Raw genomic sequence first — 19642 nt, forward strand, 5'->3', positions numbered from 1 at the left:
GGTGAGCTGATCACCACGGCCAATGCCGCGGTTGCGCCAAACTCGAAGATCGCCGAGCTCAGGGCACGGCAGGACAAGCTGGTCTATGGCTGATTGGCTCCGTGCCGCGCGTCCTGATGGCACGCGGCACAGCCTCTAGCGCCGTCGACATGCCGCCTCGATCGCGTCCCTGAGATCCTCGCCTGAAATGGGCTTGTGCAGGATGCGGGCGCCGCTTGACGTCACCTCCTTCAGCCGTTCCGGCGAGGTGTCGCCGGTGACGATGACGGCGGGGACTGCGCGTCCCAGACGGGCGCGGATCGCCTGGATCGCCTGGAACCCGGTGACGCCGTCGGCGAGACGGTAGTCGGCGACGACGAGGTCGACCGGGGCGTGGCCGGCAGTCGATGCCCTGGCATGGGCGGCCAGGGCCTCCGCGGCCGAACGGCCGGGATAGACCTTGTGTCCCTCCAGCGTCAGCAGTTGCACCATGGCGTCGAGAATGTCTCCTTCGTCCTCGACGATCATGAGGCCGGCAGCGACGGCGGCGGACGCCGGCCTTTCCAGGGGCCGGGGTGTCATCGCCGTGCGCACCATCGGTACCGTGACCGAGAACATCGAGCCTTTGCCTGGCTTCGAAACCAGCCTGAGCGGATGCTTCAGCAGTCCAGCGGTGCGGCGGACGATGGCGAGCCCCAGTCCCAGCCCTTGCGTCCTGTCGCGCGCCGGGTTCTGCAACTGCACGAACTCCTCGAAGACCATGCCCTGCTGGTCCCCGGGAATTCCGGGACCGGTGTCCAGCACCTCGATCTCGACCTTGTCGCCCCGCCTGCGGCAGCCGAGCAGCACGCGGCCACTGGTGGTGTAGCGAAAGGCGTTCGACAAAAGGTTGTTGAGGATGCGCCTCAGCATCATCGGATCGCTTTCGACCCGCAGGCTCGTGTCGATGACGCGCCATTCCAGGCCGCGCTGCCTTGCCTCTCCGGCGAATTCACTGTGGAGATCGCGAAACATCTCGCGCAGCGACACGGTCTCGTTGGCGACGGTAACGATGCCGGCGTCGAGCCTGGAGATATCGAGCAGCGCGTTGAGCAGCCCGCTGAGATTGCCGACCACCGATTTCGCCCGGCCTGCCAGGTCGCGGGCGTTGCCCGCCGGCACGTCGCCGCGCTGACCCAGCACCGCAAGGGTCGAGACCAGCAGGCTGAGCGCATGGATCGGCTGGCGCAGGTCATGGCTGGCGGCGGCGAGGAAGCGCGTTTTCGCATGGTCGGCCGTCTGCGCCCGGTCGCGCTCTTCTTCCAGATGCACGACCAGATCGTCGTTCTGCAGGCGCAGGCTGATGGTTTCGCGCAGCATGCGATAGGTGATGCGGCAATAGTAGAAATTGATGGCGACCAGCGAGGTCAACAGGAACAGGAAGGCGCCCGAAAAATCGCTTCCTGAGGTGATGCAGCGCAGCGCCACCGGAATGACGGTGGCAAGGATCGAGCCGATGAGTGCGGGCGGAAACGCCGAGAGCGACGGCACGGTGCCGCAGACGAGACCGGTCAGAACGATGACGGTGAAGGACAGAACGACCGGCTCCTCGGGCAGGAAGCCGGCCCAGCCGAGCGCGCCCCATAACAGCCCCGACACCCACGAAAAGCCCGCCGCCAGCCAGGCCCAGGGCATGAGCGATCCGGAATCCGTCCTGCGGCGGACGAACTGGCGCGATGCAAAGACGCGCGTGGCGGTGAGCAGGTACAGCGCGCTCAGCCATGCGGCGAGCCAGGTGGTGGAAACCGCGCTGCTGAGCACATAGATCGCCGCCATCGAGATGACGATATTGGAAATGACCACGCCATAGGAATTGCGATACAGAAGCTCGATGAGCTCGCGACTTATCTTGTCTTGCTGCATGCTGTTTTCCTAATATTCTGCATGCGCTGCGGCAGCATAACGCGATGATCTATCGACAACTTGTTTCAGACTGGTTGGCGACCGGGCAGGCAAGCCTGCTATGATCGCGCCATGAATCGCCCGCTCACCGCCATCCTCGCCGACGATCATGCCATTGTCCGCGAGGGCCTGAAGCTGCTGTTTTCGGCGGTGGACAACATCACAATCGTCGCCGAAGCGGCCGATGGCGAGGCCCTTTTGCGGCATGTCCGCGACACGCGCGCTGACCTTCTGATCCTCGATCTCGGCATGCCCGGCGTTGCCGGCATCCAGTTCATCTCCGACATCAGGGAGCTGGCGCCGCGCCTGAAGATCCTGGTGCTGACCGCAAATATCGAGCCACGGACGGTGCGCGCGGCGATCGAGGCGGGCGCCAGCGCCTATCTGACCAAGGACGGCGATCCCGAGGAACTGATCGCGGCCGTCGAGGCGGTGAAGAAGGGCGCAACCTATCTGGCGCAAACCGTGCGTTTTGCTTTCAGCGAACCGAACCGCAGCGCAGCACCCGTGCAGGACGTCGTCTCGCCGATCCCGCTCACCCGTCGCGAGCACCAGATCCTCGCGCTCGTGGCGCAGGGCATGACGGCGCGCGAGGTGGCGGAGCGGCTGGGCATCAGCCCGCTGACTGCCCGCAAGCACCGGGAAAACCTGATGCGCAAACTCGATCTCCATAGCGTCGCCGAACTCACCACCTATGCGGTTCGCCTGGGACTGCCCGCCGGCTGACCGGCAGCGCCCGCAGCCGCCCCTTTGCAATGCCTTAACCATCCCCAAGCTGGGCGAAAGCGCCCGCGAACTAAATACGACACCTGCCGTATGTTTCCGCGCAAGCGCCGCGCCTATTCCTCCCCGCGACCTGATCGCACGGGGAGGAGCCGTCATGCTGTCGCTGGAACTCTTGGTTCCGTTTGCTCTCGCAACGCTTGTCTTTGCCTGCATGCCGGGACCGGCGATCCTTTACATGACGGCGCAGACCCTGGCGCATGGACGCCAGGCCGGCCTGATGGCGGCACTCGGCATTCATCTCGGCTGTTATGTGCACATTGCAGCGGCGACCGTCGGTCTTGCTTCGCTCGTCACCCATGCGCCTGTCGTCTACGAGGCGTTCAGGCTCATGGGCGCTGCCTATCTGGTGTGGCTCGGGCTCACCATGTTCCTCGGCTGGAACAAGACCTGCGGCGACAAAAACGACGCCGGGTCGAGCACGTTGCGCGATAGCATCGTGGTCGAGGTGCTCAACCCGAAGACGGCACTGTTCTTCCTGACGTTCCTGCCGCAATTCGTCGATCCGGCCGCGGCCATGCCATTGTGGCTGCAGTTCATGATCCTCGGCATGATCGTCAATCTGGTGTTTTCGTTCGCCGACGTGGCGGCGGTGGGCATCGCTTCCCTGGCGCTTGGCCGGATCAGCAGCTCAAGGACCGAGTGGATGATCCCCAAGGCCTGCGGCTCGATCCTGATCGGCCTTGGCGTGGTTCTGGCCAGCCAGCATCAGTGATGTGGCTTGCGGCCCGCCGCTTGACGTTTGATGTCAGGTGCGGGCGGCCTGCCGAGCCAGTGTTGCGGCGTCCAAGGCCAGGCCCCGGCATCGTTGGCGTCCGCCATCATCGCGGCTGGATAGTTCGCCCCCGGCGTGCCACTCTCACGGCAAGATTGCAGTTGCAGATAGCCACAATCCGCCTGGGGGGACTTTCAGATGACGGGCATACGAAGCTGCCTTTCGAGCGTTCTTTTGCTCGTACCTGTTTTCCTTGCCGGTCTCGGCGGGACAAGCCGAGCGCATGACCCGGGCGCGGAGGTGGTCATGGCGGAGAGCGAGCCGCTGCCCGCCCCGAGCGGCGCGATCCTGTTCGAAAACGTCCGGATCTTCGACGGCAAGGCGAGCGCGCTCTCGGCCGCTTCGAATGTGCTGGTGAAGGGCAATGTCATCGAGCGCATCTCGACCGCGGTCATCGAGCCTGCGGGCGCCGAGGTCATAGCGGGCGGCGGGCGCGTGTTGATGCCGGGCCTGATCGACGCGCATTGGCACGCGATGCTGATCGCATCGACGCCTGCGGAAGCGATGGGCGATGTCGGCTTCGCCAATCTCGCTGCCGGCGACGAGGCGACGCACACGCTGATGCGCGGCTTCACCACCGTTCGCGATGTGGGCGGGCCGGTGTTCGGGCTCAAGCGCGCCATAGACAACGGGATCGTCGTGGGACCGCGCATCTACCCGTCCGGCGCCATGATCACGGTCACCAGCGGCCATGGCGATTTCCGGCAGTTCAGCGACCTGCCGCGGCAGATCGGCGGCCCGTTCACACCCATGGAGCGGAATGGCGGCAGCATTGTCGTTGATAGCCCCGACGAGGTGCGTCTGCGCGCCCGCGAGCAGTTCATGCAGGGTGCCGCCCATATCAAGATAACCGCCGGCGGCGGGGTGTCGTCGCCCTTCAGTCCGCTCGACGTCACCACCTTCACCGAGGCCGAATTGCGGGCCGCGGTCGAGATCGCCGACAACTGGGGCACCTATGTGATTGCGCATGCCTTCACGACGGATTCGATCAACAAGGCGATCGCGGCCGGGGTGAAATGCATCGAACACGGCTTCCTCATGGACGAGGACACCGCCAGGCTGATCGCCGAGAAGGACATCTGGCTGAGCTTGCAGCCGCTTCCGGAGATGTTGAGGCAGGGGTTCCGGGAGGGCACTGTCGAGCGCGCCAAGGCCGACGAGGTGTGGCCGGGCATCGCCAGGACCTACGAACTGGCAAAGAAATACAAGATCAAGACGGCATGGGGGACGGACGTGCTGTTTTCCCGCGAACTGGCGCGGCAGCAGGGCGCGATCCTGGCTTCGCTCATCCGCTGGTACACGCCCGCCGAAGCGCTCGCGATGGCGACCAGCACCAATGCCGAGCTGCTGAAGCTGTCGGGCAAGCGCAATCCCTATCCGGGCAAGCTGGGCGTGGTCGAGGAGGGCGCGCTGGCCGACCTGTTGCTGGTCGACGGCAATCCGCTCGAGAACCTCGAGCTGGTCGCCGATCCCGAGAAGAATTTCCTGGTCATCATGAAGGACGGCCGCGTCTACAAGGACACCATGCCGAACTGAGCGCGTCGGGACACATAGGGCGGCTCGTCTGACGGGCTGTGCGGGCGGGCTGCGTCTGGCCCGTGGCCTCAAGCGACAGCCTGTCTCAAAAGGCAGGTCATTGCTTCGTGTGCGGATACTGGGGCTGTCCGGCGAATTCCGCGCAAAGCGAAAACGCCGCCAGCACGACGTGGGTCCGGTCCCATCCCGCCAGCTCGGCTACGCTGAGAAGCTTGGCCAGGGAAGGCTCGATGGCGAACTGGCACTCAGCCAGATACTCCACGTCCTGCGGCTCCAGGGTCGGGCTGTTGATGCGCAAGTGCTTGGTCATCGGCGTGTCAGGGGGCGTCATTTCACGAATTCCAGTCCAGCAACAGATGCGAAGTCGGATCGCTGTGTCTCCCGGGCAAGCCGATCGACCGTGGGACAATGATCTAAGGCGTTGACACAGATGAACATAATGAATTCCAGTCAGCTCACTTGAGTGGAATTCATATGTCATGACGAAAAAGCGATCGATGCCCCAGATGCGGGCGCTTCAATCTTTCGAAGCCGTGGCGCGGCATCTTTCCGTTTCCCATGCGGCCCAGGAACTTGGCGTGACGCAGAGCGCGGTCAGCCACCAGATCCGGCGGCTGAGCGAGGAGCTCGGAGAGCGGCTGGTGGAGCGGCAGGGACGCGGCCTCGTCTTGACGCAAACCGGGCGTCGCCTCGCATCGGAGCTCGACCGCGCATTCGACCTCATCGAAAGCTCGGCCGCGCAGGTGGTTGGAGCGGCCAGTGGAACGGTACGCCTTGCCGTCTATGGCTCCTTTGCCAGCGGCTGGCTCATCGAGCGGCTGCCGGCGTTTTTCGCCCGGCACCCCGACATCGATCTGCAGCTCATCACGGTCACCGACGAGGACGAGCTGAGCGACAGGCTCGCCGACGCTTTCATCACCTGCACGCCGTCGCAACGGGGATACAGGAGCATCCTGCTCAGGCGCGAGCAGCTGATCGCGGTCGCGTCGCCCAACATCGGGGAGTGGCCGTGCCCGTTGATCACCACTGAGGTGTCGCCGTCTTCGGTGGGGGCCGATTGGATCGACTTCTGCCGCCAGAACAGCCTCGAGCTTTCGACATTCCAGAAGGAAAGCTGGAAGCTGTGCACGCATTATCAGCTGGCGTTCGACATGGCCCGTGTCGGCATCGGCGCTGCCCTTGTTCCCGACTTCCTCGGCGAGCGCGGCATTGCCGAAGGCGCCTTGCAAAGGCTGCCAGGCGAGCCGATGCCGACAGGGCTGAGCTACTACCTGTCCATCAAGTTCAGCCGCAGCCAGGAGCCGGCGCTCACGAGCCTGACCCGATGGCTGCGCGCGGCGTCGCGATAGCGCCGGGAATGATGAGCTCAGATCATGAGTGGGGCGCCGGGGCTTCCGGCTCTTCGCCTACGCCTCCAGCGCGCCCGACCGGGCGTCCTTGCTCGGCGCCGTTCCGACCAGCTTGACGAGGTCGTCGCCGGCGCCGGTGAAGCGGTGGGAGCGGCGGGTGAGGATGTAGCCCTCCTGGGGCGCGAAGACTTCGACGCGGCCGCCGTCCTCGCCGGGAGCGCGCACGATGGTTGCCAGCCTGTCGCCTGACTTGACCCGGTCGCCGGGCTTGACGTCGTAGAGGATGGCGCCGGAGCAGGGGGCCGGCACCATCTCGATATGGTCGATGGGCGCGACCACGCCAGTGAAGGGTTGGGGTGCTGCGAGAGCCGCATCGGCAACGACGCCGCGCGCCACCAGCAGGCGGTAGATGCCCTCGGCGTCGTATTCGGCAATGCCTGTATGGACGTCGGAGGTGCCGCGATATTCGACCGTGGTGACGACGCGGGTCTCGAGCTTGGCTTCCTTGCGCGGCAGCTTCAGCCAGGGATGCAGCGATGCTTCGTCGAAGGAGGCGCCCGACTGGCCGCCCCACAGGATGACGGCGTCGACGCCCATGGCCGAAGCGCAATCCGACATCGCCGGCCACAGCTCGTCGGGCACGTAGAGATAGGCGACACCTTCGTCGTCGCAGTGCAGGTCGAGCACGATCTCGTGGCCGACCGACAGCTTCAGCAGCCGCGCCTTGAGGCGCTTGTCGGCCGTCATTGGCACGTCGTCGCCTGCTAGCAGCGACGTGTCGGGCCGGTCGAGCAGCGGGAAGTCTCTGTTATAGTTGACGCGGGTGCCCAGGTCGAAGCGGCCCTGCGCGCCATGGAACAATTGCTGGGTGCCGCCGATGGGATTGGCGCGCGGCACGATGGTCAGGTTGCCGCGAATGCGGCCTTCGGCTTCCGCCTGGCGCAGGCGCGGCATCAGCGCGTCGATGGCGACCACGCCCGGCAACTCGTCGCCATGAAGGGCAGCCTGGATATAGGCCGAAGGGGCGTCCGGCTCGGACCCGGCGAGGCGCAGCACCGCAAATTCATAAGCGATGCCGTCGCGGTCGCCCCTGATCGTCTCGACGCTTTTCTGCATTTTTTGTTCCCCCGAATCTTCCGATGCGAGGGATAGAACAGTCTGGAGCGGATGTCGTCCTGATCCAGCAGGAGGCGTCCGCCACGCCAGAGCCCGGGCAGGTCAGGACGCGGCCGCCGCACCCCATTGCTTCATCAAGGCCGCCGAGCGCGCCAGCTGCGGGGCAGCGTGGAACTCGTGGCCCAGCGTTGCTGCGGCGCGCCAGGGCCAGCGCGGGTCGGCAAGCAGCGCACGGCCAAGCGCGACCATGTCGGCACGGCCTTCGCGGATGATGGCGTCGGCCTGGGCAGGCTGGTCGATCATGCCGACCGCCCGCACGGGGATGCCTGTCGCCTGTTTCACCGCCTCGGCGAGATGCACCTGGTAGCCGGGGCCGGTGCGCAGGCTCTGATGTGGTGAGTTGCCGCCTGACGAGCAGCAGATATAGGCGATACCAGCCTTGCCATAGGCCTTCGCCACTTCGATCGCCTCCTCGAGCGTGAAGCCGCCGTCGACCCAGTCGGTCAGCGACATGCGCGCGCCGACCATCAGCTTCGGCACGGCCGCGACCACGCGGCGGGCGATTTCGGTGGCAAAACGCATGCGGTTTTCGAGCGAACCGCCCCATTGGTCGGTGCGGTGATTGGACAGCGGCGACAGGAACTGGTGCAGCAGATAGCCATGCGCCGAATGCAGCTCGATGAAGTCGAAGCCGGCGCGCTCGGCGCGTTTCGCCGCGTCGACGAAATGGCCGATTGTCTGCTCGATTTCTTCCTCTGTCAGCGCGTGCGGCACCTGCCAGCCGTCGGCATAAGCGAGCGCCGAGCTCGACACCACCGGCCATGCATCTTCTTCCAGCTTGAGCGGGCCGGAGCCGTCCCACGGGCGGTGATTGGAGGCCTTGCGGCCGGCATGGGCCAGCTGCACGCCGAACTTGGCATCGGGTGTCGCCACCCGTCTGGCCGCGTCCAGCGCGCGCCTTGCCGCCGCCTCGTTGGCATCGGAATAGAGCCCCATGCAGCCATGGCTGATGCGGCCGCGGCGCTCGACGTCGGTCATCTCGACGGTGATCATGCCGGCGCCGGACATTGCAAGGTTCATCCAGTGCTGCAGGTGCCAGTCGGTCGCCGAGCCGTCGTCGGCCGAATATTGACACATCGGGGCGACGGCGATGCGGTTGGGGAATTCGAGCGTGCCGAGCTTGATCGGCGAAAAAAGATGGGCGGTCATGGCGGCTCCGATATCGGTCACTGCGAATGTACGGCCTTCGCGATTTCCGACAACCATATTTGCATAGGGCCAGCGCGTGTTATCAGTCGCGGCGAACATGGCTTGCCAGCAACGGGTGACTGAATGACGACGCGACACCGGCTCGAAGAGATTTTTGGGCGACTTTTTGTCCGCGCCGGGCAAGAGCGCGTGTTCATGAAGCTCTATGTCGAAGCGGCGCGCGACGCCGCCGACGCAGCCGATGCGCGGGCCAGGGCAGGGGTGACGCTCGGCCCGCTCGACGGCGCCATCGTCTCGATCAAGGATCTGCTCGATGTCGCGGGCGAGCCGACATTGGCCGGCTCGCTGATGCGCCGCGAGGCAGCACCCGCCCAGGCCGACGCGCTCGTTGTGCGGCGCCTGAGGCGGGCAGGGGCCGTCATCATCGGCAAGACCCACATGACCGAATTCGCCTTCACCGCGCTCGGCATCAACCCGCATTACGGCACGCCGGGCAATGCCGCCGATCCGGCGCTGATCCCCGGTGGCTCCTCGTCGGGCGCGGGCGTGTCGGCGGCCGAAGGCACATCAGACATTTCCATCGGCTCCGACACCGGCGGCTCGGTGCGCATTCCGGCAGCCCTCAACGGCATCGTCGGTTTCAAGCCTACGGCGCGGCGCGTGCCGCTCGATGGCGCCTTCCCGCTGTCGCCGTCGCTCGATTCGCTCGGTCCGCTGGCAAGGTCGGTCGAGGCCTGCATCGCCACCGATGCGATCATGGCCGGCAAGGAGTTTTCCGCGCTCGCGCCGCTGTCGCTGTCTGGCCTGCGCATCGGCGTGCCGCGCGGCCGGCTGATGGAGTATTGCGACCCGACCGTCACCGCCGCCTTCGAGCAGGCTCTGAAGCGCCTTGCCGCATCAGGCGCCCGCGTTGAGGAAATCGCCATCGACGACCTGCTGATATCGATGCGCGAGGCGACGCGCACTGCCTCCATCGCGGCAATCGAGGGCGCCGAGATCCACGCCGACTGGCTGTCTACGGGCGCCCGGGTCGAGGTCGACCGCCATGTCAGCGGCGGTCTCGGACGGGCGCTGCAGGTGCCGGCGGTCGGCTATATCAGGATCATGCGCCGGCGCGCCGAACTTGCGGCGGCGATGGACGAGCGGCTGTCGTCGCTCGATCTCATGCTCCTGCCGACAACGCCGGTCGTCGCTCAGCCAATATCAGACATTCTGGCCGACGAGCGCCATGGCGACCGTATCGAGGGCCTTCTGTTGCGCAACACCCAGGTCGCCAACCAGTTCGATCTCTGCGCGCTGTCGCTGCCCGTGCCTGGCGCTGCACTTCCTGTCGGCCTGATGCTGGTCGGCCGCCACGGCCACGACCGTCTGACGCTGTCGGCCGGGCTGGCGGTCGAGGAGATGCTGAGGGGGTAGGCGATGACGGCACTGATCACTGCCGACGGCGTCGTCACGCGCTGGCCGGCCAAGGCCGCCGATCGCGTTGCGGTGCTCGACTTCCTGGCTGCGAAGTTCGAGACGGGCCGCGACTACAGCGAGCGCGAGGTCAACGATATCCTCAAGCGCCATCACAGCTTCGGCGACTGGGCCTTGTTGAGGCGCGAACTGTTCGAGAGCGGCCGCTTCCGGCGCGACCCTCTCACCGCCATCTATCGCCGCGCAGGGGGCTAGTCGGTCTGGTGGTCGGTCTGACGCCTGCTGGCCTCTTGCGGAGCCGGCGCAAATAGTGGTCATCTGGGCCTCTACAACGTTTCAGGCCGGAATCGGACGAGGAGTTTGCCATGCCGTCGACAATGAAGGGGCCCGCGATCTTCCTTGCCCAGTTCGCAAGCGACGCAGCGCCGTTCAACACGCTGAAATCGATTACATCCTGGGCCGGAAATCTCGGCTACAAGGGCGTGCAGATCCCGACGCCGGATGCGCGCTTGTTCGATCTGAGCAAGGCGGCGACGTCGAAGACCTATTGCGACGAGATCAAGGGCATCTGCGCCGATGCCGGCGTCGAGATCACCGAGCTGTCGACGCACCTGCAGGGGCAGCTGGTCGCGGTCCACCCGGCCTATGACGCCCAGTTCGACGGATTTGCGCCGGCCGCCGTGCACGGCAATGCCAGGGCGCGCCAGCAATGGGCGGTCGAGCAGATGAAGCTCGGCGCCAAGGCGTCGCAGAATCTCGGGCTCACGGCCTGCGTGTCCTTCACCGGCGCGCTGGCGTTTCCTTATCTCTATCCCTGGCCGCAGCGGCCGGCAGGCCTGATCGAGGAGGCCTTCGCCGAGCTCGGCAAGCGCTGGACGCCCATTCTCGACGCCTATAACGAGGCCGGCGTCGACCTCTGCTTCGAATTGCATCCGGGCGAGGACGCCTTCGACGGCGCGACCTTCGAGATGTTCCTCGATGCGGTCGGCGGCCACAAGCGCTGCAACATCAACTACGACCCGTCGCACTTCCTGCTGCAGCAGCTCGACTATCTCGCCTTCATCGACATCTATCACGAGCGCATCAAGGCGTTTCACGTCAAGGATGCCGAGTTCAATCCAACCGGCCGCCAGGGCGTTTACTCCGGCTACCAGGGCTGGCTCAATCGTGCCGGTCGCTTCCGTTCGCTCGGCGACGGCCAGGTCGATTTCACCGGTATCTTTTCCAGGCTCGCGCAATATGGCTACGACAGCTGGGCGGTGCTCGAATGGGAATGTTGCCTCAAGCATCCGGAGGACGGCGCCGCCGAAGGCGCGCCGTTCATCGAAAGCCACATCATCCGTGTCACCGACAAGGCATTTGACGATTTCGCCGGCGGGACGACGGATCGGGCGATGCTGAGGAAGATGATGGGGATCGCGTAGCCTCCTTCTCCCCGTTCACGGGGAGAAGGTCCCGGCAGGGGGATGAGGGGCAGCGCCAACATATCAAGGGAGGACACACATGGTCGGTGCATCGAAATCCGGAGACGGCGCTGGTCCGATCCGCTACGGCATGGTCGGCGGCGGGCAGGGCGCCTTCATCGGCGCGGTCCACCGCATCGCTGCCCGCATGGACGGCGACTTCCAGCTGGTGGCGGGCGCATTGTCGTCCAATCCTGAGCGCGCCAGGGCTTCGGCCGCCGAGATCGGCCTCGATCCCGAACGCAGCTACGCCTCCTATGCCGAGATGGCCAAGGCCGAGGCCAGGCGTCCCGACGGCATCGAGGCGGTCGCCATTGTCACGCCCAACAACGTCCATTTCCCGGCAGCGAAGGCCTTCCTCGAGGCGGGCATCCACGTCATCTGCGACAAGCCGCTGACGGCCACGCTGGCCGAAGCGAAGAAGCTCGCAGCCCTGGTCGAAAAGACCGGCAAGGTCTTCGTGCTCACCCACAATTACACCGGCTATCCGATGATCCGGCAGGCGCGCGAGATGGTCGCCAAAGGCCAGCTCGGCGACATCAGGGTCGTCCAGGCCGAATACCCGCAGGACTGGCTGACCGAGGACCTTGCCGCGACCGGCCAGAAGCAGGCGTCCTGGCGCGCCGATCCCAAACAGTCGGGTGTGGGCGGCGCGACAGGCGATATCGGCACCCATGCCTATAATCTCGCCCGCTTCGTCACCGGCCTCGAGCTCGACAGCCTGTCGGCCGATCTCGATGCCTTCGTGCCGGGCCGGCTGCTCGACGACAATGTCAACGTCATGCTGCGTTTCAAGGGCGGCGCCAAGGGCATGATCTGGGCAAGCCAGGTGGCGCCGGGGCACGAAAACGGGCTCAAGCTGCGCGTCTATGGCTCCAAAGGCGGTCTCGAATGGGTGCAGGCCGACCCGAACTACCTCTGGTACACGCCTTTCGGCCAGCCCAAGCAGCTGATCACCCGCGGCGGCGTCGGCGCCGGCCCGGCGGCGGCGCGCGTCACCCGCGTGCCCTCAGGCCACCCCGAAGGCTACCTCGAAGGTTTCGCCAACATCTACCAGGAAGCCGCCCGCGCCATCCGCGCCGCCCGCAAGAAGGGCGGCAAGCCGGCCAAGGACGTCATCTACCCGACGGTGCAGGACGGGGTCGAGGGCGTGGCCTTCGTCGAGGCCTGCGTGCGCTCGTCGAAGAAGAACGCGGCGTGGACGAAGTTGTGAGGGGGTAGGGATCGCGGTGCGTCATGACGGCAACTGGTGGCTGTCAATTGGCGCTACGTCTGGCTTGTCCTTTGATCAATTCAAATGCGAAGAAAACCTCTTCACTCCGACACGTCAGATGAAACGGAGGAAGAGACTTCGTTTTTCAACGCTCTAATTAGTTCCGCCTGGTCATTTCCATTGTTTCGGTACTCTCGTACTTCTGCAGGGGCCAAGAATGCGGCCAATTGGTCAAAGTAAGTAGCGAACGCCATTTCCTGGCGGTCTTGCAATATGGATGAGACTGCATAACCGACGTCCGTCAAGACATAGACAGGCACGCCTGGCACACCGTCCCCACTCGCTATCGGTGTTAGTTCACCCTTCGGGATGCTGGTCTCGCGTAAAATGGCGACCAAAGCGATGTCGAAGTTCATGATCCACAACGGCGTTCCGCGGTTGTCAGTCGTTTCAGCAAACATTCGCTGCTGCCCCAGAAGACCGGGGTCTACGAGCAATCCTGAAGAAACAAGGCGTGTCTGGTCTTCAAATGACAACGCCCCAGCCAAGCATTTAACTACTACGTCGCGGAGTCTATGGTGGCAAAAACGCTCGAACAGCAAAGCCGTTGGAGCGTCGAGTTCATCTACGACGCGGAGCACCTTAGCGTTGAAGGTGCCCGGCGCCCTAATTTCGGCGGCAAGTACTTTACCCCACTTCGCTCTCAAGACATCCACGGTCGCCTCTTCTGCATAGCGCTCAAAGCGATTCAGAAACGAGTCATCGAGAGTTTCGCTGCCACTAGAATCCTGCCCGGGAGAACGTGGATTTTGTCGCAGATCTTCCAAGGCCACTTCGAGCACAGCATCTTTGTTGTCTTGCCGACGAAGGAGAGACGGAAACATATTTTCCACAGCACGAGCTGCGAACTCAGGGTCGCTTTTCAAGCGCTCAACGCCGATTTCGCTGAGCGCGTTGATCATCTTGACCCTCCCGTCTGAAATTGCCTTGGCCTCGGCGTTTTCGGCCTCGATTGGGATGCTCCTTTTCTCGACCTTCGAGCCCCACAGTCGATCCCAGGCCGACGCTGTGCGAGACTTGACCTTCGCCGAAAAACCGTTGGGCGTCAGTTCAGTCGAAACGCCGATTTCCTCAACTTCATTGCTGTCGCCCAAGATCATCCCCCAAGTTATAGGTAGTAATCATAAAGGAGGGATAACGATCCATTCAATGGCCACGCTTCTCCAATTTCCAGCTTATTAGGTTGACGGACTACGGTGTTAATCTACCCTGACAGACACTCATGTTCCGCCCGCTCACGCAGGCGCCCTTCGACTCAGTCGTCCGGCGAGATGCCGTAGCTTGCCGTCGCGCTCACCGCTCGGCCTTCACCTCCGCAATCATCCGCCGCGCCGCCTCCACCAGCTGCCCATTGCTCCTGGCAGCCGCCCCATCCGGCAGGGCTGCCACGTCCTCCAGCCCGGTCCTGATGCCGTGGCCGCGGGCGAGCGCGCGGCGGTTCACGGCCCAGCAGGAGCCGTCATAGCCGTGATGCACCTGCGGCAGGGTGATGCCGGCACCGAGGACGATCGCCTCCATCTCCTCGGCATCGCGCAGCGCGGTTGCGGGATCGGGGTTCAGCGGCTCGATCAGCACGCGCCGGCAGTGCGCGCGGATGGGGGAGGCCACGAAGTTGCGGGCATCGTCGGGTGACAGCAGCCCGGCTTCGATGCCGACGCCCCTGGCCAGGAACCATTGGCAGAGTTCGGTGATGCCGTCCTCGCCCTGGTTGGCGGTGACGAGATCGGGCAGCACCGTCCAGCCACGCACGGCGGCCAGCCGCGCGGCCGGGTCGGCGATAATCGTGGCCGAAGTGGTCAGCGAGATCGGCACGCCGGGGCAGCTTTCCCTGATCGCGGTGACGACGGCGTCGCATTCGGCCGCGTTCAGGGTCTCGCGGCCGGCCGCGTCGAAGGCGTGGACATGCACCGAATGGGCGCCTGCTCGAACCGAGGCGAGGGCTTCGCGGCCGATGGCCTCGGCACTTTTGGGGACCGCCTCATGGCGGCGGTCGCCGTTCAGGGCTACTTGCAGGAAGGTCACTTTCACCTCGTATCCGCAGAAATGACCATGTCCGGTTTTTGACCCTATCTCGCCGTCTCAAGTGAAGGAACTGGCGCATCGGATAACTGGTGTCATGCACCTGTCAGTGCGCGCGGGCGAGGGGCGTTTTCCGCCCCTCCGGCACTCAGCTTTCTGCCTTGGGAAACACCTTCCAGCGTTTCGGCCTGAAGGTCACCCGGCTCTTCTGGGCGGCGGGGTGGTTGACGGGCAGTTCGATCTCGACGCGCTCGCGGCTGCCGCCGATCTCCAGCTCGACGCGGCGGGTGCCGGCGACACGGCGGCTCGCCGCAACCGTGCCGGCAATGCAGCCGCCGCATTCGTCGAGCAGATCGATGTCGTGCGGGCGGAAATAGAGCGTCGCCTCGCCATCGGGCACATCGGGGGCCGAAAGCCCGATCGGCCGGTCGGCGATCCACACCTGTCCGTCCTCGACCTTGACCGGTAGCGAGCTGGACTCGCCGATGAAGCCGTAGACAAAGGGCGAGTTGGGCGTGTCGTAGACGTCGTCGGCGGTGCCGACCTGCTCGATGCGGCCCTGGCTCATGACCACGACGCGGTCGGCGAGTTCGAGTGCCTCTTCCTGGTCGTGGGTGACGAAGATCGTCGTATGGCCCGTGGCGTCATGGATCTCGCGCAGCCAGCGGCGCAGTTCGCGGCGCACCTGGGCGTCGAGCGCGCCGAAGGGCTCGTCGAGCAGAAGCACGCGCGGCTCGATCGCCATAGCGCGGGCGAGCGCCACGCGCTGGCGCTGGCCGCCCGACAGCTGCGCCGGATAGCGCTTTTCCAGGCCGCCGAGCTGCACAAGGTTCAGCAGCTCCGATGCCCTTGCACGGATATCGGCCTTGCTTGGCCGCTTGGCCGAAGGACGCACCTTGAGGCCGAAGCCGATATTGTCGGCCACGGTCATGTGGCGGAACAGGGCGTAGTGCTGGAACACGAAGCCGACATTGCGCTCCTGGATGGTCTTGCCCGAGGCGTCCTCGTCGCCGAAGAAGATCGTGCCGCGGGTCGGCCGTTCCAGGCCGGCGATCAGGCGCAAAAGCGTCGTCTTGCCGGAGCCGGACGGCCCCAGAAGGGCAATAAGCTCGCCCGAACGGATGTCGAGCGATACGTCGTGAAGTGCCGGGAACCGGTCGAATTCCTTGCGCACATTGGAAACGCGAACTTCCATCAATCTGCCTCTGTCAGTGTCCGCGCGAGGCGGCGATCTCGGCGCCGTAGCGGAGCTCGAGAAGGGTTTTGAGCACAAGCGTCACCAGCGCGAGGCCGGCGAGCACGGACGCGACGGCAAAGGCGCCGACGGCATTGTATTCGTTGTACAGGATCTCGACATGCAGCGGCATGGTGTTGGTCTGGCCCCTGATGTGGCCCGACACGACAGACACCGCGCCGAACTCGCCCATGGCGCGCGCGTTGCACAAAAGCACGCCGTAGAGCAGGCCCCATTTGATGTTGGGCAGCGTCACATGCCAGAAGGTCTGCCAGCCATTGGCGCCGAGCGAAAGGGCTGCCTCCTCGTCGCCGGTGCCCTGTTCCTGCATCAGCGGGATCAGCTCGCGGGCGACGAAGGGGAAGGTGACGAAGATCGTCGCCAGCACGATGCCCGGCACGGCGAACAGGATGACGATGCCGTGCATCTTGAGCCATGGCCCGAGCAGGCTCGACGCCCCGAACAGCAGGACATAGACCAGGCCCGAGATGACGGGCGAGACCGAAAACGGCAGGTCGATCAGGGTGATCAGGAAGGCCTTGCCCTTGAACTCGAATTTGGCGATGGCCCAGGCGGCGGCGACGCCGAAGACGAGGTTGAGCGGCACGGAGATGATGGCGACCAGCAGCGTCAGCCTGATCGCCGAGATCGTGTCGGGGTCGCCGACAGCAGTCAGGAAGGCGCCGATGCCCTTGGCGAAAGCCTGTTCGAACACCACCACCAGCGGCACCACCAGGAAGATGCCGAGGAAGGCGAAGGCCACGGCCATGACAAGGAAGCGGGCCAACGGGCTTTCGCTCGTGGCCAGCGAGGCATGCTCGTGGGTCTGGTCGGCGGGATAGAGCTCTGGATCAGCCATAGCGTTTGCGGGTCCACGCCTGAATGAGATTGATGACGAAGAGCATGGCAAACGACAGCGCCAGCATGATCGCGGCAATCGCGGTGGCTGCGGCGTAGTCGTATTCCTCCAGCCGGATGACGATCAGAAGCGGTGCGATTTCCGACACGTAAGGAAGGTTGCCGGCAATGAAGATGACCGAGCCGTATTCGCCGACGCCACGCGCGAAGGCCAGGGCGAAGCCAGTGGTGACGGCCGGCGCCAGTCCCGGAAACAGCACCTTGGTGATGGTCTGCCAGCGATTGGCGCCAAGGGTGGCTGCGGCTTCCTCGACCTCCTTGTCGATCTCCTCGATGATCGGCTGCACGGTGCGCACGACAAAGGGCAGGCCGATGAAGACGAGTGCGATGATGATGCCGAGCGGGGTGTAGGCGACCTTGATGCCGAGCGGCGCCAGCAGGGCGCCCATCCAGCCTTTCGGCGAATAGAGCGTGGTCAGCGCGATGCCGGCGACGGCCGTCGGCAGGGCAAAGGGCAGGTCGACCATGGCATCGACGATGCGGCGGCCGGGGAAGCGGTAGCGCACCAGCACCCAGGCGACCAGCGTGCCGAAGACGACGTTGATGGCTGCCGCGATGAAGGCTGTGCCGAAGCTGATCTCGAGCGCCTTCAGCGTGCGGCGGTCGGTGGCGATGGCGAAGAAATCGGTCCAGCCGAGCGAGGCCGAACGCCAGACGAGCCCGGCAAGCGGGATGAGAATGATGAGGGTGAGGTAGGCAAGCGTGAAGCCGAGCGTCAGTCCGAAACCCGGAATGACGCTCGGCTTTTTGAACCGCCACCCCGCCTGAGCGGGAGCTATACTCATGATGTCCTGGTCTTCGGTTTACTGGGCCGGCTTGTAGATCTGGTCGAATATACCACCATCACCGAAGTGATAGGGCTGCGCCTTTGCCCATCCGCCGAAAATCGGATCGTCGATGGAGACAAGCTTGAGTTCAGGCAGCTTCTGCAGGTCGGCTGCCGGAACCAGGTCCGGCTTGGACGGCCGGTAGTGGTGCTTGGCGGCGATGGTCTGGCCTTCCGCCGAATAGAGGTAGGAGAGATAGGCTTCGGCCACCTTGCGGCTGCCCTTGGCATCGACATTGGCATCGACCACGGCGACCGGCGGTTCGGCCAGGATCGACGACGGCGGGATGACGATGTCGAACTGGTCGGCGCCGAATTCGTCGAGCGCCAGATAGGCCTCGTTCTCCCAGGCCAGCAGCACGTCGCCGAGACCGCGCTGGGCGAAGGTCACCGTCGAGCCGCGGGCGCCGGTGTCGAGCACGGGCACATGGGCATAGAGATTGCCGATATATTGCTTGATCTTGGCCTCGTCGCCGCCGAACTGGGTGTTGCCCCAGGCCCAGGCCGCCAGATAGTTCCAGCGCGCACCGCCGGAGGTCTTCGGGTTCGGCGTGATCACCTGGACGCCGTCCTTGGTCAGGTCGCCCCAGTCGTTGATGGCCTTGGGATTGCCCTTGCGCACCAGGAACACGATGGTCGAGGTGTAGGGCGAGGAGTTGTTGGGCAGCCTGGCGCGCCAGTCGGGATTGATCTTCTTCGACTTCTCGACGATCGCGGTGATGTCGCTTTCGAGCGCCAGGGTGACGACGTCGGCGTCGAGGCCGTCGATCACGGCGCGCGCCTGCTTGCCCGAACCGCCATGCGACTGCTCGATGGTCACCGTCTCGCCGGTTTCGGCTTTCCAGTGCTTGGCGAAGGCGGCGTTGTAGTCCTTGTAGAGCTCGCGCGTCGGGTCGTAGGACACGTTGAGCAGCGTGGTGTCGGCATAAGCCAGTCCCAGGCCGCCGAACTGCACCGCACCCGCAATCAGGGCCGACAGCAGTATGGATCTGCGTGAAGTCGTCATTTCCGCCTCCGTTCGAATATGGTTCTACTCTATCGAACTGGTAGAAATTAGATGCGGCGAATGTTCCGAATTTCGCGCCGCATGGGCAATTTTCGGCCACCCAGCGGCTGGTCGCGAAATTATTTTGCTCGCGGAAAAACTCCTGAGCTGCCGGATCGATCCATTCGTTTGGCTGAAGTGATGAGGGAGCGGCGAGATGGAGCAATAGCGATGGGCTCTTGGCGATCTGTCCAGCTCAGGATCGTTCACGCTCATGCGGCGACGCCGACCGCCGGCTCGGCCACGCTTTCAGGCGCGTTTGGTGACGAGCGGCGTCCGGCCGGCCCAGAAGTCCTCGACGCCTTCCCACCAGAGCAGGCTTTCTGGCCGCAACCAGGGGCGTAACGCCGCCGGATCGGTCGACATATGCAGTTTGGTGTTCTGCAGGTCCTCGAGCAGTCCTATTGTCGCGGCCTCGCGAACATAGTCGTCGCCTTCGACATGCCAGCGCTCCACCACGTCGAAGACGGCATCGAAGCTTGCAGTATCGCCGGCTTCAAGCCGGGCGATGAGGTGCCGGGCCAGTGCGTTCAGCGCCAGGTAAAAGGGCGGCTCCAGGTGATCGCGCCATTTATCCGAGAACGTGTTCCACGCATCTTGGAAGCCTGGATCGGCCTCGAGCATCGGGGCAAACATATCAGTGTTCGTGATCATCTGGTGCCCTCGGCTGCTCGATTCGCCATGTCTTGCAGTGTCGGCGGGGAACAGACGAGGTTGCAAGCCCGGCCCGGAACTGTCGGGGACCAGGAGCCTTTGCCGC

Annotated in this window: 19 protein-coding genes; 8 read left to right on the forward strand and 11 right to left on the reverse strand. The window is 64.7% G+C overall.

From position 1 onward, the window contains the following. Window positions 1-135: 135 nt before the first annotated feature. Window positions 136-1881 carry a hybrid sensor histidine kinase/response regulator gene (locus NDO48_RS26890; RefSeq protein WP_267322726.1) on the reverse strand — a complete coding sequence of 582 codons (1746 nt, stop codon included), beginning with the start codon at window positions 1879-1881 and terminating at the stop codon, window positions 136-138. Window positions 1882-1992: 111 nt separating this feature from the next. Here NDO48_RS26890 and NDO48_RS26895 point away from each other — a divergent pair, with 111 nt between their 5' ends. From NDO48_RS26895 to NDO48_RS26905, 3 genes are all read left to right on the forward strand, one after another. Next, complete coding sequence (locus NDO48_RS26895) at window positions 1993-2646, forward strand: response regulator (RefSeq protein WP_018428687.1); 654 nt, start codon at window positions 1993-1995, stop codon at window positions 2644-2646. Window positions 2647-2800: 154 nt separating this feature from the next. Beyond that, window positions 2801-3418 carry a LysE family translocator gene (locus NDO48_RS26900; RefSeq protein WP_267322727.1) on the forward strand — a complete coding sequence of 206 codons (618 nt, stop codon included), beginning with the start codon at window positions 2801-2803 and terminating at the stop codon, window positions 3416-3418. A 306-nt stretch (window positions 3419-3724) separates the two neighbouring features. Then, window positions 3725-5014, forward strand: coding sequence for a metal-dependent hydrolase family protein (locus NDO48_RS26905; RefSeq protein WP_267322728.1), 1290 nt, complete (start codon window positions 3725-3727; stop codon window positions 5012-5014). A gap of 97 nt (window positions 5015-5111) precedes the next feature. Here the strand turns inward: NDO48_RS26905 and NDO48_RS26910 are convergent, their stop codons facing one another. Further along, window positions 5112-5345 carry a hypothetical protein gene (locus tag NDO48_RS26910; protein WP_267322729.1) on the reverse strand — a complete coding sequence of 78 codons (234 nt, stop codon included), beginning with the start codon at window positions 5343-5345 and terminating at the stop codon, window positions 5112-5114. A 148-nt stretch (window positions 5346-5493) separates the two neighbouring features. Between NDO48_RS26910 and NDO48_RS26915 the strand changes: the two genes are divergently transcribed. Continuing rightward, complete coding sequence (locus NDO48_RS26915; protein ID WP_267322730.1) at window positions 5494-6363, forward strand: LysR family transcriptional regulator; 870 nt, start codon at window positions 5494-5496, stop codon at window positions 6361-6363. Window positions 6364-6420: 57 nt separating this feature from the next. Here the strand turns inward: NDO48_RS26915 and NDO48_RS26920 are convergent, their stop codons facing one another. Both NDO48_RS26920 and NDO48_RS26925 read right to left on the reverse strand, forming a co-directional pair. After that, entirely contained in the window at window positions 6421-7479 is a 1059-nt protein-coding gene (locus tag NDO48_RS26920; protein ID WP_267322731.1) for a succinylglutamate desuccinylase/aspartoacylase domain-containing protein, read from the reverse strand. A 102-nt stretch (window positions 7480-7581) separates the two neighbouring features. After that, window positions 7582-8688 (reverse strand): NADH:flavin oxidoreductase/NADH oxidase, encoded by a 1107-nt coding sequence (locus NDO48_RS26925; protein ID WP_267322732.1) that lies wholly within the window; start codon window positions 8686-8688, stop codon window positions 7582-7584. 123 nt (window positions 8689-8811) lie between these two features. Between NDO48_RS26925 and NDO48_RS26930 the strand changes: the two genes are divergently transcribed. The 4 genes from NDO48_RS26930 (at window position 8812) to NDO48_RS26945 (ending at window position 12780) form a co-directional block, all read left to right on the forward strand. Continuing rightward, window positions 8812-10104 carry an amidase gene (locus tag NDO48_RS26930; protein WP_267322733.1) on the forward strand — a complete coding sequence of 431 codons (1293 nt, stop codon included), beginning with the start codon at window positions 8812-8814 and terminating at the stop codon, window positions 10102-10104. 3 nt (window positions 10105-10107) lie between these two features. After that, complete coding sequence (locus tag NDO48_RS26935) at window positions 10108-10359, forward strand: DUF2087 domain-containing protein (protein WP_018428679.1); 252 nt, start codon at window positions 10108-10110, stop codon at window positions 10357-10359. 110 nt (window positions 10360-10469) lie between these two features. Further along, a complete protein-coding gene (locus NDO48_RS26940; protein ID WP_267322734.1) occupies window positions 10470-11528 on the forward strand; it encodes a sugar phosphate isomerase/epimerase family protein in 1059 nt (352 codons plus the stop codon). 79 nt (window positions 11529-11607) lie between these two features. Next, the gene (locus NDO48_RS26945; protein ID WP_267322735.1) at window positions 11608-12780 is read left to right on the forward strand and encodes a Gfo/Idh/MocA family protein; all 1173 of its coding nucleotides are present in this window, start codon (window positions 11608-11610) and stop codon (window positions 12778-12780) included. A gap of 101 nt (window positions 12781-12881) precedes the next feature. Here the strand turns inward: NDO48_RS26945 and NDO48_RS26950 are convergent, their stop codons facing one another. The 7 genes from NDO48_RS26950 to NDO48_RS26980 all read right to left on the reverse strand — a co-directional run bounded on the left by NDO48_RS26950 (window position 12882) and on the right by NDO48_RS26980 (window position 19518). Continuing rightward, window positions 12882-13934: a DUF2806 domain-containing protein gene (locus tag NDO48_RS26950; RefSeq protein WP_267322736.1), complete on the reverse strand. Its 1053-nt coding sequence runs from the start codon at window positions 13932-13934 to the stop codon at window positions 12882-12884. 199 nt (window positions 13935-14133) lie between these two features. After that, the gene (locus tag NDO48_RS26955; RefSeq protein ID WP_267322737.1) at window positions 14134-14868 is read right to left on the reverse strand and encodes a 3-keto-5-aminohexanoate cleavage protein; all 735 of its coding nucleotides are present in this window, start codon (window positions 14866-14868) and stop codon (window positions 14134-14136) included. A gap of 139 nt (window positions 14869-15007) precedes the next feature. Then, entirely contained in the window at window positions 15008-16054 is a 1047-nt protein-coding gene (locus NDO48_RS26960; RefSeq protein ID WP_018428673.1) for a sulfate/molybdate ABC transporter ATP-binding protein, read from the reverse strand. A 13-nt stretch (window positions 16055-16067) separates the two neighbouring features. After that, the gene (gene cysW, locus NDO48_RS26965) at window positions 16068-16952 is read right to left on the reverse strand and encodes a sulfate ABC transporter permease subunit CysW (RefSeq protein ID WP_018428672.1); all 885 of its coding nucleotides are present in this window, start codon (window positions 16950-16952) and stop codon (window positions 16068-16070) included. Further along, window positions 16945-17796, reverse strand: coding sequence for a sulfate ABC transporter permease subunit CysT (cysT, locus tag NDO48_RS26970; protein WP_018428671.1), 852 nt, complete (start codon window positions 17794-17796; stop codon window positions 16945-16947). The genes cysW and cysT overlap by 8 nt, the downstream gene beginning before the upstream one ends. Window positions 17797-17814: 18 nt before the next feature. Next, the gene (locus NDO48_RS26975) at window positions 17815-18843 is read right to left on the reverse strand and encodes a sulfate ABC transporter substrate-binding protein (protein ID WP_267322738.1); all 1029 of its coding nucleotides are present in this window, start codon (window positions 18841-18843) and stop codon (window positions 17815-17817) included. A 288-nt stretch (window positions 18844-19131) separates the two neighbouring features. Beyond that, window positions 19132-19518 carry a DUF7674 family protein gene (locus NDO48_RS26980; protein ID WP_267322739.1) on the reverse strand — a complete coding sequence of 129 codons (387 nt, stop codon included), beginning with the start codon at window positions 19516-19518 and terminating at the stop codon, window positions 19132-19134. Between the last annotated feature and the right edge of the window lie 124 nt (window positions 19519-19642).

The sequence above is a fragment of the Aminobacter sp. MET-1 genome (assembly GCF_026521175.1).
Classification (GTDB): Bacteria; Pseudomonadota; Alphaproteobacteria; order Rhizobiales; family Rhizobiaceae; genus Aminobacter.

What these genes read in the sequence shown, in the direction of transcription:
- NDO48_RS26940 (WP_267322734.1), top strand. Translation starts at nt 10,470, where the DNA reads ATGCCGTCGACAATGAAGGGGCCCGCGATCTTCCTTGCCCAGTTCGCA.
- NDO48_RS26960 (WP_018428673.1), bottom strand. Translation starts at nt 16,054, where the DNA reads ATGGAAGTTCGCGTTTCCAATGTGCGCAAGGAATTCGACCGGTTCCCG.
- NDO48_RS26920 (WP_267322731.1), bottom strand. Translation starts at nt 7,479, where the DNA reads ATGCAGAAAAGCGTCGAGACGATCAGGGGCGACCGCGACGGCATCGCT.
- NDO48_RS26925 (WP_267322732.1), bottom strand. Translation starts at nt 8,688, where the DNA reads ATGACCGCCCATCTTTTTTCGCCGATCAAGCTCGGCACGCTCGAATTC.
- NDO48_RS26900 (WP_267322727.1), top strand. Translation starts at nt 2,801, where the DNA reads ATGCTGTCGCTGGAACTCTTGGTTCCGTTTGCTCTCGCAACGCTTGTC.
- NDO48_RS26945 (WP_267322735.1), top strand. Translation starts at nt 11,608, where the DNA reads ATGGTCGGTGCATCGAAATCCGGAGACGGCGCTGGTCCGATCCGCTAC.
- cysW (WP_018428672.1), bottom strand. Translation starts at nt 16,952, where the DNA reads ATGGCTGATCCAGAGCTCTATCCCGCCGACCAGACCCACGAGCATGCC.
- NDO48_RS26915 (WP_267322730.1), top strand. Translation starts at nt 5,494, where the DNA reads ATGACGAAAAAGCGATCGATGCCCCAGATGCGGGCGCTTCAATCTTTC.
- NDO48_RS26890 (WP_267322726.1), bottom strand. Translation starts at nt 1,881, where the DNA reads ATGCAGCAAGACAAGATAAGTCGCGAGCTCATCGAGCTTCTGTATCGC.
- NDO48_RS26975 (WP_267322738.1), bottom strand. Translation starts at nt 18,843, where the DNA reads ATGACGACTTCACGCAGATCCATACTGCTGTCGGCCCTGATTGCGGGT.
- NDO48_RS26980 (WP_267322739.1), bottom strand. Translation starts at nt 19,518, where the DNA reads ATGTTTGCCCCGATGCTCGAGGCCGATCCAGGCTTCCAAGATGCGTGG.
- NDO48_RS26895 (WP_018428687.1), top strand. Translation starts at nt 1,993, where the DNA reads ATGAATCGCCCGCTCACCGCCATCCTCGCCGACGATCATGCCATTGTC.
- NDO48_RS26935 (WP_018428679.1), top strand. Translation starts at nt 10,108, where the DNA reads ATGACGGCACTGATCACTGCCGACGGCGTCGTCACGCGCTGGCCGGCC.
- NDO48_RS26930 (WP_267322733.1), top strand. Translation starts at nt 8,812, where the DNA reads ATGACGACGCGACACCGGCTCGAAGAGATTTTTGGGCGACTTTTTGTC.
- NDO48_RS26910 (WP_267322729.1), bottom strand. Translation starts at nt 5,345, where the DNA reads ATGACGCCCCCTGACACGCCGATGACCAAGCACTTGCGCATCAACAGC.
- cysT (WP_018428671.1), bottom strand. Translation starts at nt 17,796, where the DNA reads ATGAGTATAGCTCCCGCTCAGGCGGGGTGGCGGTTCAAAAAGCCGAGC.
- NDO48_RS26905 (WP_267322728.1), top strand. Translation starts at nt 3,725, where the DNA reads ATGGCGGAGAGCGAGCCGCTGCCCGCCCCGAGCGGCGCGATCCTGTTC.